Below are 14,622 nucleotides of genomic sequence, written 5' to 3'. Positions count from 1 at the left end.
GCTACCGCATCTTCGGGCCGCCGCGCGGCATGCGCATGCCCTTGGGCATCGGGCCCTTCGGGAGTGGCATGTTCGACATGAGGTCCCCGAGCGCGCGCAGCCGGTCGTTGGTCGCGGTGACCTGGGGGCCGGACAGGACGCGGGGCAGCTTCAGCATCGTCGTGCGGAGCTTCTTGAGCTCGACCTGGCCCTCGCCCGTGCCGACGAGGATGTCGTGCACCGGCACGTCCGCGACGATGCGGGCCATCTTCTTCTTCTCGGCGGCCAGCAGGCTCTTCACCCGGTTCGGGTTGCCCTCGGCGACCAGGACGATGCCGGCCTTGCCGACGGCCCGGTGGACCACGTCCTGGCTGCGGTTCATCGCCACGGCCGGGGTGGTCGTCCAGCCGCGCCCGACGTTGTCGAGCACCGCGGCGGCCGCACCCGGCTGGCCCTCCATCTGCCCGAACGCCGCACGCTCGGCCCGGCGTCCGAAGACGATCGCCGACGCGAGGAAGGCGAGCAGGAGGCCGAGAATGCCGAGATAGATCGGGTGACCGATCAAGAAGCCGATCGCGAGAAAGACACCGAGGGTGCCGATTCCGACAGCCGCGAGTACAAGACCGATCATCTTGTCGGCCTTGCGGGTCATCTTGTAAGTCAGGGCGATCTGCTTGAGTCGCCCGGGGTTCGCAGCGTCCGCTGCGGATTCCTTCCTCGCCATGCCGTGAAGTCTACGTGGCGTGGGAAGTGCCGACGACGGCGGTGCCGCGTCGGCGGCTCAGTGACGGCCGCTGAGGCTCTTCTCGATGACGAGCTGTGCCTCGACGCGGTCCTTGGCGCGACGGCGGTCCTCCAGGACGGAGGTCCAGGCGTTGCGGCGGGCGGTGCGCTGGCCGCTGCTCAGGAGCAGTGACTCGACGGCACGGAGTGCATCGCCGAACGACGGAATCGGTGTGGCGCGAACGGGCGCGGTCTGCATGGTGGAGGTCCCCCCTCGGGATGGCGGCTCTGGCTAGGGCTCTACGTGGCGTAAGACCAGGGTCACTGAATGGTGTTACCAGGGCGTGACCGACCGGTCAAACGCCAATGAAGCCTTGATGCGCGGGCCGAAAACACTGACGCGGCCCTGATGTGGCCCCCATCTGCGGGGACGGTCAGGACCGCGTCGTATTGGCCACTACCGGGGGGTAGTTGCTTGTGCTCGGATTCACACGCTCAGGGTGGCACTGCGTGCCATCCCGCAGGTCGCGCAACGTGTCGCGCGACCCCGTCCCGCCTCGTCTCAGACGGCCTGCGAGGCGACGTACGAGCCGCGCTTCTCGATCGCCATCTGGTACAGGCGGCCCGCGCGGTACGAGGAGCGGACCAGCGGGCCCGACATGACTCCGGAGAAGCCGATCTGGTCGGCCTCCTCCTTCAGCTCGACGAACTCGTGCGGCTTGACCCAGCGCTCCACGGGGTGGTGGCGCACCGAGGGCCGCAGGTACTGCGTGATGGTGACGAGCTCGCAGCCGGCCTCGTGGAGCTGGCGCAGGGCCTCGCTGACCTCTTCACGGGTCTCGCCCATGCCGAGGATCAGGTTCGACTTCGTGACCAGACCGTAGTCGCGGGCGTCCGTGATGACCTTCAGCGAGCGCTCGTAGCGGAAGCCCGGGCGGATGCGCTTGAAGATGCGCGGGACCGTCTCGACGTTGTGCGCGAAGACCTCCGGCCGGGAGGAGAAGACCTCGGCCAGCTGCTCGGGGACCGCGTTGAAGTCCGGGGCGAGGAGCTCGACCTTGGTCCGGCCCTCGGTGCGGTCCGCGGTCTGCTGGTGGATCTGGCGGACCGTCTCCGCGTACAGCCAGGCGCCGCCGTCCTCCAGGTCGTCGCGCGCGACGCCCGTGATGGTCGCGTAGTTGAGGTCCATGGTGACCACGGACTCGCCCACGCGGCGGGGCTCGTCGCGGTCCAGGGCCTCGGGCTTGCCCGTGTCGATCTGGCAGAAGTCGCAGCGCCTCGTGCACTGGTCGCCGCCGATGAGGAACGTGGCCTCGCGGTCTTCCCAGCACTCGTAGATGTTGGGACAGCCAGCTTCCTGGCAGACCGTGTGCAGGCCCTCGCTCTTCACGAGGTTCTGCATCTTCGTGTACTCGGGGCCCATTTTCGCCCGGGTCTTGATCCACTCGGGCTTGCGCTCGATGGGGGTCTGGGCGTTCCGGACCTCCAGGCGCAGCATCTTGCGTCCGTCGGGTGCGACTGCGGACACATCGGCTCCCTGTAGCTTCGATTCTTCGGCGTACACCAGGGTACGCCCGTTCGCTTCTCGGCCCCCGGGGTGGGCAACCTTCGGGAACGGGGGTGCATTCCCGGGGGGTTTCCTCGCCCCCGCCGCCCTTACCCGTCCCGTCCCTGGGGGCTCCGCCCCCAGACCCCCGTATCGCGCTCCGCGCTCGTCCTCAAACGCCGGACAGGCTAAAACTCAGCCCCTCCGGCGTTTGAGGAGCGGGGGTTCGGGGGCGGAGCCCCTGAAAAGGGACGGGAATGGGTAGGGGCGGCGGGGGCGAAAAAATGCCCCTACACCACAGCCCGCTCCACCTCCCGCGGCCTCAACTCCGCGTTCCCGAGAACATCCCGCAGATGCCGCTCGGCCACCGGCAGGACCTCCGCGATGGTGAGGTCCCGGCCCAACTCGTGGGCCAGCGACGTGACGCCCGCGTCCCGGATACCGCAGGGGATGATCTTGTCGAAGCTGGACGTGTCGGGATTCACGTTCAGCGCGAAGCCGTGCATCGTGACGCCCTTGGCGACCCGGATCCCCATGGCGCAGATCTTCCGGTCCTCACGCCGCTGCCCCGCGTTGGACGGCGCGTACTCGGGCCCGTTGAGCCGAGGGTCGAACTCCTCGTCGGCCAGCCGGGGATCGAAGTCGAGGGAGAGCCCGCCGAGGGAGGGCCGCTCGGCCACCGGGTCGCCGAGGACCCAGACACCGGCCCGCCCCTCCACCCGGCTCGTCTCGACACCGAACTCCGCGCAGACCCGGATCATCGCGTCCTCTAGGCGGCGGAGATGGGCGACGACGTCAACAGGGCGAGGAAGCTTCTGGATCGGGTAGCCGACCAGCTGTCCCGGCCCGTGCCAGGTGATCTTGCCGCCACGGTCCACGTCGACGACGGGCGTGCCGTCGAGGGGCCGCTCACTGTCCGCCGTACGCCGGCCGGCCGTGTAGACCGGCGGGTGCTCCAGGAGCAGACAGGTGTCGGGGATCTCGTCCTGGAAGCGGGCCGTGTGCACACGGCGCTGCTCGTCCCAGGCCTCCTGGTACTCGACGGCGTCCGCACCGAAACCCATGCGGACGAACCGCAACTCACTCACGGCAAGCGCCTCCCTGCAAGAGTCGTAAGGCTCATAACAGCCTCACGCCACTGTACGTCCGGTCGAACCTCGTCAGCCCTGGGGGCAATCCTCACACGATCGGATGAATGCGTGTCGAAGTGTGCGATCAGGTGCTTACGGACCGCTACATTCGCGCCGTTCACGAGGCTTTCAAGGGCTGCTCAAGGCATGGCGGCCGACCTCGCCCGGGCCTGTTCCCGCAGGCCCCCAGCCCGGAAGGCAGGAGTTCGCACCGCAGATGACGGAACGACCCGCGCAGCGCACCCCCAACCGTCAGCTCGCCGCACTAATCGCAGAAGCGGGGTTCTCCAACGCGGGGCTAGCCCGCCGAGTGGACCAGCTCGGCCTCGAACACGGGCTCGATCTCAGATACGACAAGACATCCGTGACCCGCTGGCTGCGCGGCCAGCAGCCGAGAGGCACCACACCCGCACTGATCGCCGAGGTCTTCACCCGCCGCCTCGGCCGCCGTCTCACCGCCCAGGACCTCGGACTCGACGCGTGCGCCCCGGTGTACGCCGGGCTCGAATTCGCGGCCACCCCCGAGGAGGCCGTCGACATCGTCGGCGGTCTGTGGCGCAAGGACTCCGGCAGCCACGCGGAGCTCCGCAAGATCGCGTTCACCCCGGCGGGGCTCGTCGTGCCCAGCCGGGACTGGCTGATCGGCCGGGCCGACGACCGGGTGGGCCGCGGCGACCCCGGTGCCGTACGGATCCCCGTACAGGGCCGCCCCGCCGTGCCCAGGCAGCGCGCGCAGACCGAACGCGGCCCCGGGCAGCGGGTGACCGCGGGCGACATCGCGGCGCTGCGCTCGGTCGGCGAACTGTTCCGCACGCTCGACAACGCGTACGGCGGAGGGCACGCCCGGCAGGCCCTCGTGCGGTACCTGGAGCACGAGCTGGAGCCGATGCTGCGCGGCACCTACGGGGAGCAGACGGGGCGCCGCCTGTTCGCCGCCGCGTCCGATCTGACCCGGCTGGCGGGCTGGACCTCGTACGACATCGCCGCGCACGGACTGGCCCAGCGGTACTTCGTCCAGGCGCTGCGGCTGTCGCAGGCGGCGGGGGACCGGGCGTACGGCTCGTACGTGCTCGTGACGATGAGTCGACAAGCCGTCTATCTGGGGCACGGCCGGGAGGCGGTGCAGCTGGCCCGGGTCGCCCAGCAGGGCGTGGGCTCGTCGGCCCCGCCCGTCGTCCAGGCGCTGCTGTACGCGGTCGAGGCGCGGGGGCACGGTGTGCTCGGCGAGGTGCGGGCTGCCACGGCCTCGTTGGTACGGGCCGAGCGGGCCCTGGAGACCGCCCGGCCCGGTGACGAAGTGCCGTACTGGGCGCGGTTCTTCGACGAGGCGCAGCTCGCGGACGAGTTCGGGCACTGCCACCGCGACCTCCAGCAGTACCGGGCGGCGGCCCAGCATGCCGAGCGGTCCCTGCAGCTGCGGGCCCCCGGGTATGCGCGCAGCCGGCTCTTCTGCCGGGTCGTCCTGGCCTCGGCGCGACTCGGGCTCGGCGAGCTCGATCAGGCCTGCCAGTTGGGTGCGGAGGCGGCGACGCAGGCTTCGGAGATGCGGTCGGTGCGGGCGGTGGAGTACGTGCGGGACTTCGAGCGGCGGCTCGAGCCGTACAAGGACGCGGCGCCGGTCAGGGGGTACCGCGACAAGGTCGCTGCGCTTGGCTGAACGGCACCACCGGAAGGGTTGGTTTGAGGGTGCGGGTCGGTTGTGGCTGGCCGCGCAGTTCCCCGCGCCCCTGAAGGGCGCGGGGATGTGGATGGGGAGGAGGTCCTGCCCCGCGGCGGGACCTCCGCCCCCTGGCTCTCGTACGCCTACGCGGCGGTCGAGGCCGTTAAGGGGGTCGCCGTGGGTGCCGAGTTGACGCCCAGGTCCGTCAGGAGGGCCGTCGCTGCTCGGTGGCCCGAGTGCAGGGCGCCCTGGACCGTGCTGGTGTCGCGGTGGTCGCCGCAGACGTACAGACCGGCGAGGAGGCGGACCGGGCGGCGGAGGTCGTGCGGGGGCGGCATCGCGGGGACCGCGTCGGGGGTGTGGTGGACCGCGAGCAGCTCCCAGCGGTGCGTGGCCGTGCCGTAGAGGGCGGCCAGGTGGGCGCGTACGGCCCGGTCCGTGTCCGCGGGCGGTGCGCCGAGGATCGTGGACGAGATCAGGGCGCGGCCCACGGGGGCGCGGGTCGGGTCGACCTGGCTGATGACCGCGGTGTGGGCCACCGGGCCCCGGCGGTCCGCGTCCAGGAGCAGCGCGGGCTCTGCCAGGGGTGCCTCGTCGGTCGTGTGGTGCACCACGGTGAGCTGGTGGAACGGCGGCACGCGCAGGCCCGGCAGCAGCTCGGCGGCGGCGTGGGCGTCGGTCGCCACCAGGATGGCCCGGCAACGGAGTTCGCCGTGGTCCGCCGTCGTCACGGAGGTCGTGGACACGGACGTGACCCGTACCCCGGTGCGGACCGTCCCGGGCGGCAGGGCCGAGGCCAGCAGTTCCGGCAGCGTGTCCGCGCCGCCCTCCGGGACGCACAGCCGGCCGGAGGCGAAGGCGCGCAGCGCGAGGTCCGCGCACCGGCTGGACGTCGTCAGATCCGGATCGCAGAGCAGTGCGGCCAGCAGCGGGCGCAGAAAACCCTCGACCGTACGGGCCGGCATGCCGCGGGCCGCGAGCGCGCGACCCGCGGGCCGTTCGGGCCGGGCCAGCAGCCGTTCCACGGGGACGGTCGCGATCCGTCCGAGGGCCGCGGCGAGCCGGGCCTGGTCGAGGGCGCCGCCGAGCGGCGGGAAGGCCCGCGACACGGGCGGCACGGCTGCCGCCGGTATCTGCCGGACCCTGCGAGGGGGGCTCACCAGGGCGCGCGCCGCGTCGAGTGCGCCCCGTGCGCCCCCGGCACCTGCGGGCTCACCGGCCCGGTGGACGCGGCCGTCGGCGTGGACGAGCACGCCGGGGGCGAACGGCCGCAGGGCGAGCCTGTCCAGGCCCGGGGTCAGCCGCAGCTCGGGATAGGACGTGGAGAGGAGCTGGCCGATGCGGTCGAGACGGAAGCCGTCGACCTTCTCGGTCGTCATACGGCCGCCTACGTAAGGGGCGGCCTCCAGGACTACGGTCGTTACACCTGCGCTGTTCAGCCGATGGGCTGCCGCGAGTCCGGCGACTCCGGCTCCCACGATGACGACGTCCGCCTGATACGCGGGCTCAAGCACGTGCCCCTCCCCGAGGTCGCGTGGCTGCTGGGGACGTGATGCCCCCAACGGGCTTCAGGAATACCCGAGTTCGGCACGAGAGTAGGGCCGCCGACGGTCGGTGGAAGTCGCGCATGAACAGGGCACGGTCGCACACGGGTCGCATGGATCGCTCCTGCCGGCCGGGGACTATGCCGCAGCCCCGTGCCCCGTGAAGGGCGCGGGGCTGTATCGATACGCGGCTCCTCCCCCCACTCTCGGCTTCGCTCGACCGGGGGGACCCCCATCGTGGGCGCGCTCGGCCGCAGCCGGCCCGCACACACCCACCGCAGCCCGGCGGGGCGCCGGCGCTAGCGAACCGCCCTGATCGCCTCCTCGATCCCCGGAAACGCAAAGGTGAACCCCGACTCCAACAGCCGTGTGGGCACCACCCGTTGGCTCCCCAGAACCTCCTGCGCCATCTCCCCGAGCACCAGCTTCAGCACGGGCGCGGGCACCGCGAAGACCGCGGGCCGGTGCAGCGCCCGCCCCATCGCGGCGGTGATCTCCCGGTTGGTGAGCGGCTCCGGAGCCGTCAGATTGAACGGGCCGGACAGCGACTCGGAGTCGATCAGAAACCGCAGCGCGGCCACGTGGTCGTGCAGCGCGATGTAGCTCCAGTACTGCCGCCCGTTGCCCATCCGCCCGCCGAGACCCGCCTTGAAGAGCGGGAAGAGCCGTCCCCAGGCGCCGCCCTTCGCGGCCACCACCAGGCCGGTGCGCGCGAAGACGGTCCGTACGCCCGCCTCCTCCGCGGGAGCCGCCGCCTCCTCCCACTCGACGCACAGAGAGGGCAGGAACCCGATCGCCGGGGGCGCACTCTCGTCCACGGCCCGCTCGCCGGTGTCTCCGTAGATGCCCATCGCGCTGCCGTTGAGGAAGACCCGCGGCGGCCGGTCGAGGGAGGCGACGGCCTCCGCCAGCGCGGCCGTGCCGAGCAGCCGGCTGTCCCGGATCTTCCGCTTGTACTCGTCCGTCCAGCGGTGGTCGCCGATGCCGGCGCCCGCGAGGTTCACCACGGCGTCGCAGCCGACGAGCCCCGCCGCGTCGACGTACTGCCGTTCGGGGTCCCACTCGACCTCGTCCTTCGCCCGGGGCGTACGGCGCACCAGCCGCACCACCTCGTGCCCGTCGGCGGTCAGCGAGCGCACCAGGGCGCTGCCGATGAGGCCGGACGCGCCGGCCACGGCGATTCGGGAAGTCTCCATGGCCCCATCCTCCGCCAACCACCCCGGGAACAGTGCGCCCAGGGGGCCCGGCATCCGGGAAGGCAGCACGGACGGCATCCCGGACAGCGCCGCGGGCGCCGGTCGTAAAGTGACGTCATGCCCGAGCCCTCCATACGCACCGCCCGGCCCGAAGACGAAGAGGTGCTGGGCCGTCTGGACCGCGCGATCTGGTCCTATCAGCACGCCGTCAGACCCCAGGAACAGCCGCCGTACGACCCGTTCTTCAACGAGCGCTTCGGCCCACGCGACCACCTGGTGGCGGAGCTGGACGGGCGCGTCGTCGGCTATGTACGGCTCGGCTTCCCCACCCCGCTCGTCTCGAACGCGCACGTACGGCAGATCCAGGGCCTCGCCGTCGCCGAGGAGGCACGCGGCCACGGCGTGGGCCGGGCCCTGATCCGCGCGGTCGTCACCGAGGCCCGCCGCCAGGGCGCCCTGCGGATCACCCTGCGCGTCCTCGGCCACAACACCCCGGCCCGCAAGCTGTACGAGTCGGAGGGCTTCGTGGTCGAGGGGATCCAGCCGGGGGAGTTCTACCTCGACGGGGAGTACGTGGACGACGTACTCATGGGGCGGAGTCTCTGACCTTCGAAGGCTCCGCCAACAGCCGCATCCCGCCCGTCAGTTCCCGCAGGCAGCGCACCGCGAGCTCGGCGGGTGAGCCCGGGCCCTCGACGTCCGCGTCCGACTCGGCCCAGGTCTCCAGGGCGACCCGGATCGCGTCCGTGGCAGCCGCGGCGGCGAGGCGGACCTCCAGCGGGTCGGCGTCGTCGCCCGCCAGCCGGGCCACCAGGGGGACGAGCTTGTCCTCGGACTCCTGGTTCACGCGGTACCAGACCGCGCGCAGCGCCGGGTCCTCGGCGGAGGCCCGCAGCAGGCCCCGCGTCCAGCGCAGCCCCTCCGCCTTGGCCTCGTGGGGGACGGTCAGCGACGCGGTGACGGCCGTCTCCAGCGCCCGGGGGAGCGCGGTGCCCGGCTCGACCGCCGCCAGCCGCTCGCGCCAGTGGTCGCCGCCGATCGCGAGGAGGGGGCCGACGGCGTCCTGTTTGTTGCGGAAGTAGCGGTAGAAGGTCCGCAGCGCGACACCGGCGCGTACGGCGATCTCCTCGGCCGTGGTGCCGTCGGGGCCGCGCTCGGTGAAGAGCTCGGCGGCGGCGCGGGCGATGTCGAACTGGGTTGCCGCCTTGCGGCGCTCGGTCAGCGACGGGGTCCTGGTCGCTGCGGACGACTTGGTGCTCACGCGGGGAAGCGTACGCCCGGAGAAAGGTGGGGGCATGTTTCGCCTGGGTGGCAAAACGTGCCAACTGGCTGGTCGTCCACCTGCGCCCGACATCGTGCCGCGCCCGACTCCGTGCTGCCCGACGCCGCGCCGGGCCCGCCCGCCCCGGGCCGTGTCGGGCCGCCCGGGGCTCAGGACGTGACGAGGTCGCCCGTGTCCACCGCCGCCTTGGCCTTCGCCGCGCGCTGGGCGTCGGCCGCGACCTCGTCGGCGGTCAGTACGTAACCCGTCTCGTCGTCGCTCGTGGAGCGGGCGAAGACGACGCCGTAGACCTTGCCGGTGGTGGTCAGCAGAGGGCCGCCGGAGTTGCCGGGGCGGACCGTGGAGCGGATCGAGTAGATCTCGCGGGTGACCTGGTCGGAGCCGTAGATGTTCTGGCCCCTGGCGTTGATCTTGTTGGCGACGGTGGCCGCCTGGAGGTCGAGGCCGCCGTCCTGCGGGTAGCCCGCGACCACGGCCGCGTCGCCACGGGTCGCGGTGTCGTCGAAGGGCAGCACGGGCGCCTTCAGGCCCGGGACGTCGAGCACGGCCACGTCCTTCTCCGGGTCGAAGAGGACGACCCTCGCCTCGTACGCCTTGCCCGTGCCGCCCACGCGGACGGTCGGCTCGTCGATGCCCGCCACCACGTGCGCGTTGGTCATCACGTGCTCCGGCGCGTACACGAAACCGCTGCCCTCGCGGCCCTGGGTGCCCACCGCGCCCTCGACCTTCACGGTGGAGCGCTGGGCGGCCCGGGTGGCGGCCGCGGTGACGCTGTCGCCGGACGGCTTGGCGACGCTGGCCGCCGGCTCGTTCTCGAAGGGGTTGAAGACCTGCGGGAAGCCCGCCTCCGTGAGCGCCGAGGTGGCCCGGGAGAACCAGGTCGGGGTGGTCTCCGGCATCGCGTCCTGCACCGCGCCGAGCAGCGCGGAGTTACGGATCGACGAGGTGACCACGGGCGAGGCGGACGCGCCCAGGACGCTCGCGGCGACCCAGGCCACCAGCAGCACGGCGACCGTGTTGGCCGCGGCGCCGCCCACTCCGTCGACCGTGCGCAAGGGGCCCCGGTCCAGCTCGCGCCGGAGCTTCACCCCCAGTCGGCCCGCCAGCTCGTGGCCCGCGGCGGCCGGCACCAGCACCGTGAGCACCGCGGTGACGGTCGCCGAGGTGGTCCCCGGCTCCACCAGGTCCATCATCCAGGGCAGCACCCAGACGCCGATCACGGCACCGCCCACGAAGCCGGCCAGGGACACACAGCCCGCGACGAGCCCGCGCCGGTAGCCGGACGCCGCATAACCGAGGATCACCAGCAGCAGCAGGATGTCGAGCAGGTCCACGGAGCTCCCTTTCTCTTGGGTCTCCTAGTACGTGCCTGGAGGGCCCAGTGATCAGGTACGCGCGCGTGGAAACCGGCCATCCGGCACGCGTGCGTGGACCTGTAGAAACGTCTCGGACCGGGACGTTGGTTCCACCGGGTGGCACAGCACACATCGCGGACGGCCCGACTGTCCCGGAGAGTGGATCCCATGTGCGCCCATCGAACCCCTCCGCCACACCGCGCCCGTGGCGCGCTGCGGGTGGTTCGCGCACGGTGGCGCAGGGTGCTCCGGCGGACCGGGCCCGATGCCGACGCCGACACCGGGCCGCGCGCGTCGGCCGACACCGGGGCACGTCCGTCGGCCGAAACGGGGTCCCGTCCGTCGGCCCTGGCCCGCATACCCCGCCCCGCGCGCGTCGCCCTCGCCTGTGTCCCCGGCCTGGTCGCCGTCACCGGTCTCGTGCTGTGTGCCGTGGGGGTCGACCGGACGCCGGGCGAGGCGAAGCGCCCCGTCGCGGCGCGGGCCGCCGTGGGGCACAAGGCCGCCCGGCCCCCCATCGTGCCGCGGGAACGCTGGCTGGCCGACGCCGCCTACACCCGGCCGCCGACCCGGTACGCAGGCCGCGTGACCGCCGTGTTCGTGCACCACACCGACTCGCCGAACGACTACGACTGCGCCGACGTGCCCAAGATCATCCGATACCTGTACGCGGGACAGGCCGGGGTCCGGCACTGGGACGACATCGGCTACAACTTCCTCGTCGACCGCTGCGGCACGATCTACGAGGGCCGGGCGGGCGGCATCGACCGAGCCGTCGTCGGCGCCCACACGCAGGGCTTCAACGTGGGTACGGCGGGCATCGCCGCGATAGGGACCTTCACCGCGGGCGTACCGGTCCCCAAGGCCATGACCGACGCCATAGCGGCCGTCGCCGCCTGGAAACTCGGCCTCGTGGGCATCGACCCCCGAGCTCCCGTGCGGCTCGTCTCCACCAACAGCCTGAGCAAGTACCCGGCCGGCACCCGCGGGACCTTCACCGCCGTCTCCGGCCACACCGACGGCTACTGGACCGCCTGCCCGGGCGCCGCCCTGATGGCCAGGCTGCCCGAGATCAGGGAACACGCGGCCCACCTCCAGGGCAGGCGCTAGGGGCCCGGGCCCTGCCGTCCGGCTCCCGCCCGCCCTGCGACTCCCCGCCCTGCGACTCCCCGCCCCGCGACTCCCCGTAACGCCTCACAGGTACGCCACAGCCGGTTCACGGATCACCCCGAGCCACGCCTTCTAGCGTCTAGGCACGCACTGACCGGAGGTGGGGATCATGAGCAGTCGTAAGGGGCAGCAGACCCGGGGGACTTCGCTGTGGGGACGGGCCGCGCGCAGTCCGTGGACCGTGGCCTGTGTGGTGGCCGCCGTCGTGGTGGGGCCGTCCGCCGCCACCGCGTCCGCACTGGACCGGGCCAACGCGGCGCCGCCGCTGAGCGCACGCAAGGGCGGCTCGCCCACGGCAGCCGCCTGGCCCACCGCCGTGGTCGCCCCTGTCCACCAGATCCGTACGGCAGGCCCGCGCGGCTCCTCCTGGTGAGCCGGGCTCTCCCGGGGGAGCCCGCCGCCGGGACCGCCCGTCAGTCCGCGAACCGGTCCCACAGCTGGGGGAAACGCTCCGCCAGCTGTGCCTGGTTCTCCAGGTCCAGCGCGGTGCCCAGCGGCTCGGGCGGCGCGGCCGGAATACCGAGGTCCGGGGCGACCGTGCCGGTGAGCTGCTCGTACGCCTCGTCCGCCGCGTAGCCCAGCTCCTCACCGTCCCCGTCGACCTCGTCGTCGAAGTCCGTCAGGAGCTCGGCGAGCTTGTCGGGATCGTGCACGGCGGCCTCGTACACCTCCCGGCCCTGGCCGATCAGCCAGCAGCGGAAGAAGTCGAAGGCGTCGTCGCTGGCCCCGTCGAGCAGGATCCAGGCCGCGCCCCACAGATCCCACATGTACGCACGGTTGTAGCGGGCCTCGAAATGACGGGCGAAGTCCAGGACCATCTCGGGGTCCAACTGGACGAGCCGCTCCACGAGCAGGTCGGCCTGCTCCTCGGGGTCGCCCTCGGCGGCCTCGCGGGTCGCGTCCACCAGCTCCCAGAACTCCGTCTCGTCCATCACGGGACAAGCATCGGGCCTCCAACCGGCCCGCGCACCCGGGGACAGGCAGATCGTTATGCGCGCACATGCCCACGGAAAGTCCGACAGCAGATGTCGGCATTCGGCGCGATGCTCGGACCATGGAGACGACAGCACAGACCGCAGCGCAGAAGTCCGCCCCGCGACCCACCCCGCAACTCAAGGGAAAGGTCGCCCTGGTCGGGGGCGCCACACGTGGTGCCGGACGGGCGATGGCGGTGGAACTGGGCCGCGCCGGAGTCACCGTGTACGTGACGGGACGCACGACCCGCGAGCACGTCAGCGAGGTCGGCCGGGCCACCGAGACCATCGAGGGGACGGCCGAACTGGTCGACGAGGCCGCGGGCGCCACCGGCCGGGGCATCGCCGTCCCGACGGACCACCTGGAGCCCGACCAGGTACGCGCCCTCGTCGACCGCATCGACCGCGAACAGGGCCGTCTCGACATCCTCGTCAACGACATGTGGGGCGGCGACGTCCTCCTCGACTGGTCGGCGGAGAAGCAGCCCGACATGTGGGACATGGACCTCGACAAGGGGCTGCGGATCATGCGCCTCGGTATCGAGTCGCACATCATCACCAGCCACGCCGCCCTGCCGCTCCTCGTCCGCAACCCCGGCGGGCTGCTCGTCGAGGTCACCGACGGCACGGAGGAGTACAACCGCCGCTACCGCAAACCGTTCTTCTACGACCTCGCCAAGACGACCCCCATCCGCATGGCCCACGACCTCGGGGAGGAGCTCAAGGAGCACGGCTGCACGGCGGTCTGCCTCACCCCGGGCTGGCTGCGCTCGGAGGCGATGCTCGACACCGCCTTCAAGGTGACCGAGGAGAACTGGCGGGACGCCTGCGCGCACGTCCCGCACTTCGCGATCTCCGAGACGCCCACCTACGTCGGACGGGCCCTGGTCGCGCTCGCCGCCGACCCCGACGCGGCCCGCTGGAACGGACAGTCCCTCTCCAGCGGCGGCCTCGCCCAGGAGTACGGCTTCACGGACGTCGACGGCTCGGCGCCCGACGCGTGGCGCTACCTGATCGAGGTGGAGTCACAGGGCAAGCCCGCGGACGTGACGGGCTACCGGTAGCCCGCGGCGCCGAGTCCTCACCCCTGCGTGTCGTAGTACGCCGCTGTCCTGGCCGCCGCCTCGGCGAAGCGCCCGCGGAGTTCGGACGGCTCCAGGACCTCCGCCTCGGGGCCGAGGGAGAGGAACTGGGTGTACGCGACGTCGTACGACTCGACCGGCAGCGTGAGTGTCACCCGGCCCGCGTCGTCGGGCGGGCCGGCCGCGGCCAGGGCCTCCTGCGCGGAGAGCGGATCGACGGTGTGCCTCAGCCGTCGCGCGCCCGCCTCGGTGAGCCGCACCACGACCGTCGCCCGCAGGAGCGAACGCGCGAACTGGGCCGCCCGCTCCGCCCAGAAGCCCGGCAGGTCGAACCCCTCGTCGCGGCTGAAGCGCTCGTCGCCGGACTCGACCGACGTGAACCGGTCGATGCGGTAGACGCGGAAGGACCCGGGATCGGTGACGCGGGCGCACACGTACCAGACGCCCGCCTTGAGGACGAGCCCGTACGGCTCCAACTCGCGTTCCACGTCGGTCTCCTGGCGCCGGTAGCGCGCGGTGATCCGACGGTCGTCCCACACCGCCTCCGCGACCTCGGGCAGCAGCTCGGGCGTCTTGGGCTCGGCGAACCAGGCGGGGGCGTCCAGGTGGAAACGCTGGGACGCGGTGCGGGAGGCGTCCTTGAGGGAGGGGAGGAGGGCCGCGGACACCTTGAGCCGGGCGGCGGAGGCGGCGTCCTCCAGTCCCATCTCCCGGAGCGCGCCGGGCACGCCCGAGAGGAACAGGGCCTCGGCCTCGCTCCTGGCGAGCCCGGTCAGCCGGGTCCGGTACCCGCCGATCAGCCGGTACCCGCCGGCCCGGCCGCGGTCCGCGTACACCGGGACGCCCGCCTCCGACAGGGCCTGTGCGTCCCGGGTGATCGTCCGCTCCGACACCTCCAGCTCCCGAGCGAGCTCGGCGGCGGTCATGGAGGGCCTGGCCTGAAGAAGCAGCACCATCTTGATGAGGCGGGCAGCACGCATG

15 protein-coding genes are annotated in these 14,622 nt (G+C 72.3%); 5 read left to right on the top strand and 10 right to left on the bottom strand.

The features are described from left to right. Position 1 precedes the first annotated feature (1 nt). From ACN20J_RS15215 to lipB, 4 genes are all read right to left on the bottom strand, one after another. Entirely contained in the window at positions 2-703 is a 702-nt protein-coding gene (locus ACN20J_RS15215; RefSeq protein WP_055611121.1) for a DUF4191 domain-containing protein, read from the bottom strand. Positions 704-760: 57 nt separating this feature from the next. Then, positions 761-961 carry a hypothetical protein gene (locus ACN20J_RS15210; RefSeq protein ID WP_055611120.1) on the bottom strand — a complete coding sequence of 67 codons (201 nt, stop codon included), beginning with the start codon at positions 959-961 and terminating at the stop codon, positions 761-763. Between the two features lie 303 nt (positions 962-1,264). Further along, positions 1,265-2,230 carry a lipoyl synthase gene (gene lipA, locus ACN20J_RS15205; protein WP_419666074.1) on the bottom strand — a complete coding sequence of 322 codons (966 nt, stop codon included), beginning with the start codon at positions 2,228-2,230 and terminating at the stop codon, positions 1,265-1,267. A 308-nt stretch (positions 2,231-2,538) separates the two neighbouring features. Beyond that, positions 2,539-3,336, bottom strand: a complete 798-nt coding sequence (gene lipB / locus ACN20J_RS15200) for a lipoyl(octanoyl) transferase LipB (RefSeq protein ID WP_190228203.1) — start codon at positions 3,334-3,336, stop codon at positions 2,539-2,541. A gap of 259 nt (positions 3,337-3,595) precedes the next feature. Here lipB and ACN20J_RS15195 point away from each other — a divergent pair, with 259 nt between their 5' ends. Beyond that, complete coding sequence (locus tag ACN20J_RS15195; protein ID WP_055616296.1) at positions 3,596-5,035, top strand: hypothetical protein; 1,440 nt, start codon at positions 3,596-3,598, stop codon at positions 5,033-5,035. A 146-nt stretch (positions 5,036-5,181) separates the two neighbouring features. On the opposite strand, the gene ACN20J_RS15190 is transcribed toward ACN20J_RS15195, so the two are convergent. Both ACN20J_RS15190 and ACN20J_RS15185 read right to left on the bottom strand, forming a co-directional pair. Then, entirely contained in the window at positions 5,182-6,552 is a 1,371-nt protein-coding gene (locus ACN20J_RS15190) for an NAD(P)/FAD-dependent oxidoreductase (protein WP_190228204.1), read from the bottom strand. A 329-nt stretch (positions 6,553-6,881) separates the two neighbouring features. After that, positions 6,882-7,778, bottom strand: coding sequence for a TIGR01777 family oxidoreductase (locus ACN20J_RS15185; RefSeq protein ID WP_419666073.1), 897 nt, complete (start codon positions 7,776-7,778; stop codon positions 6,882-6,884). 117 nt (positions 7,779-7,895) lie between these two features. Here ACN20J_RS15185 and ACN20J_RS15180 point away from each other — a divergent pair, with 117 nt between their 5' ends. Continuing rightward, entirely contained in the window at positions 7,896-8,384 is a 489-nt protein-coding gene (locus ACN20J_RS15180) for a GNAT family N-acetyltransferase (RefSeq protein WP_189838294.1), read from the top strand. Here ACN20J_RS15180 and ACN20J_RS15175 read toward each other — a convergent pair. After that, on the bottom strand, positions 8,365-9,039 hold the full coding sequence (locus ACN20J_RS15175; protein WP_246575029.1) for a TetR family transcriptional regulator: 675 nt from the start codon (positions 9,037-9,039) through the stop codon (positions 8,365-8,367). The two genes, ACN20J_RS15180 and ACN20J_RS15175, sit on opposite strands and share 20 nt — an antisense overlap. 170 nt (positions 9,040-9,209) lie before the next feature. Beyond that, entirely contained in the window at positions 9,210-10,394 is a 1,185-nt protein-coding gene (locus tag ACN20J_RS15170; protein ID WP_189838296.1) for a MarP family serine protease, read from the bottom strand. A gap of 369 nt (positions 10,395-10,763) precedes the next feature. Between ACN20J_RS15170 and ACN20J_RS15165 the strand changes: the two genes are divergently transcribed. Together ACN20J_RS15165 and ACN20J_RS15160 are read left to right on the top strand one after the other, a co-directional pair. Continuing rightward, entirely contained in the window at positions 10,764-11,525 is a 762-nt protein-coding gene (locus tag ACN20J_RS15165; protein ID WP_361919104.1) for a peptidoglycan recognition protein, read from the top strand. Positions 11,526-11,694: 169 nt separating this feature from the next. Continuing rightward, positions 11,695-11,958 (top strand): hypothetical protein, encoded by a 264-nt coding sequence (locus ACN20J_RS15160; RefSeq protein WP_419666072.1) that lies wholly within the window; start codon positions 11,695-11,697, stop codon positions 11,956-11,958. A gap of 40 nt (positions 11,959-11,998) precedes the next feature. Here the strand turns inward: ACN20J_RS15160 and ACN20J_RS15155 are convergent, their stop codons facing one another. Continuing rightward, entirely contained in the window at positions 11,999-12,517 is a 519-nt protein-coding gene (locus ACN20J_RS15155; RefSeq protein ID WP_189838530.1) for a DUF4240 domain-containing protein, read from the bottom strand. A 122-nt stretch (positions 12,518-12,639) separates the two neighbouring features. Here ACN20J_RS15155 and ACN20J_RS15150 point away from each other — a divergent pair, with 122 nt between their 5' ends. Further along, the gene (locus ACN20J_RS15150) at positions 12,640-13,623 is read left to right on the top strand and encodes an SDR family oxidoreductase (RefSeq protein WP_419666071.1); all 984 of its coding nucleotides are present in this window, start codon (positions 12,640-12,642) and stop codon (positions 13,621-13,623) included. A 17-nt stretch (positions 13,624-13,640) separates the two neighbouring features. Here ACN20J_RS15150 and ACN20J_RS15145 read toward each other — a convergent pair whose 3' ends face one another. Continuing rightward, positions 13,641-14,621 (bottom strand): helix-turn-helix transcriptional regulator, encoded by a 981-nt coding sequence (locus tag ACN20J_RS15145; protein WP_189838299.1) that lies wholly within the window; start codon positions 14,619-14,621, stop codon positions 13,641-13,643. Position 14,622 lies beyond the last annotated feature (1 nt).

The sequence above is a fragment of the Streptomyces sp. 2-1 genome, assembly GCF_048564895.1.
In the GTDB taxonomy this organism is placed as follows: domain Bacteria; phylum Actinomycetota; class Actinomycetes; order Streptomycetales; family Streptomycetaceae; genus Streptomyces; species Streptomyces phaeochromogenes.
The sequence above is the reverse complement of the archived record's forward strand: the minus strand, read 5'-3'. Positions and strand labels throughout refer to the sequence as shown.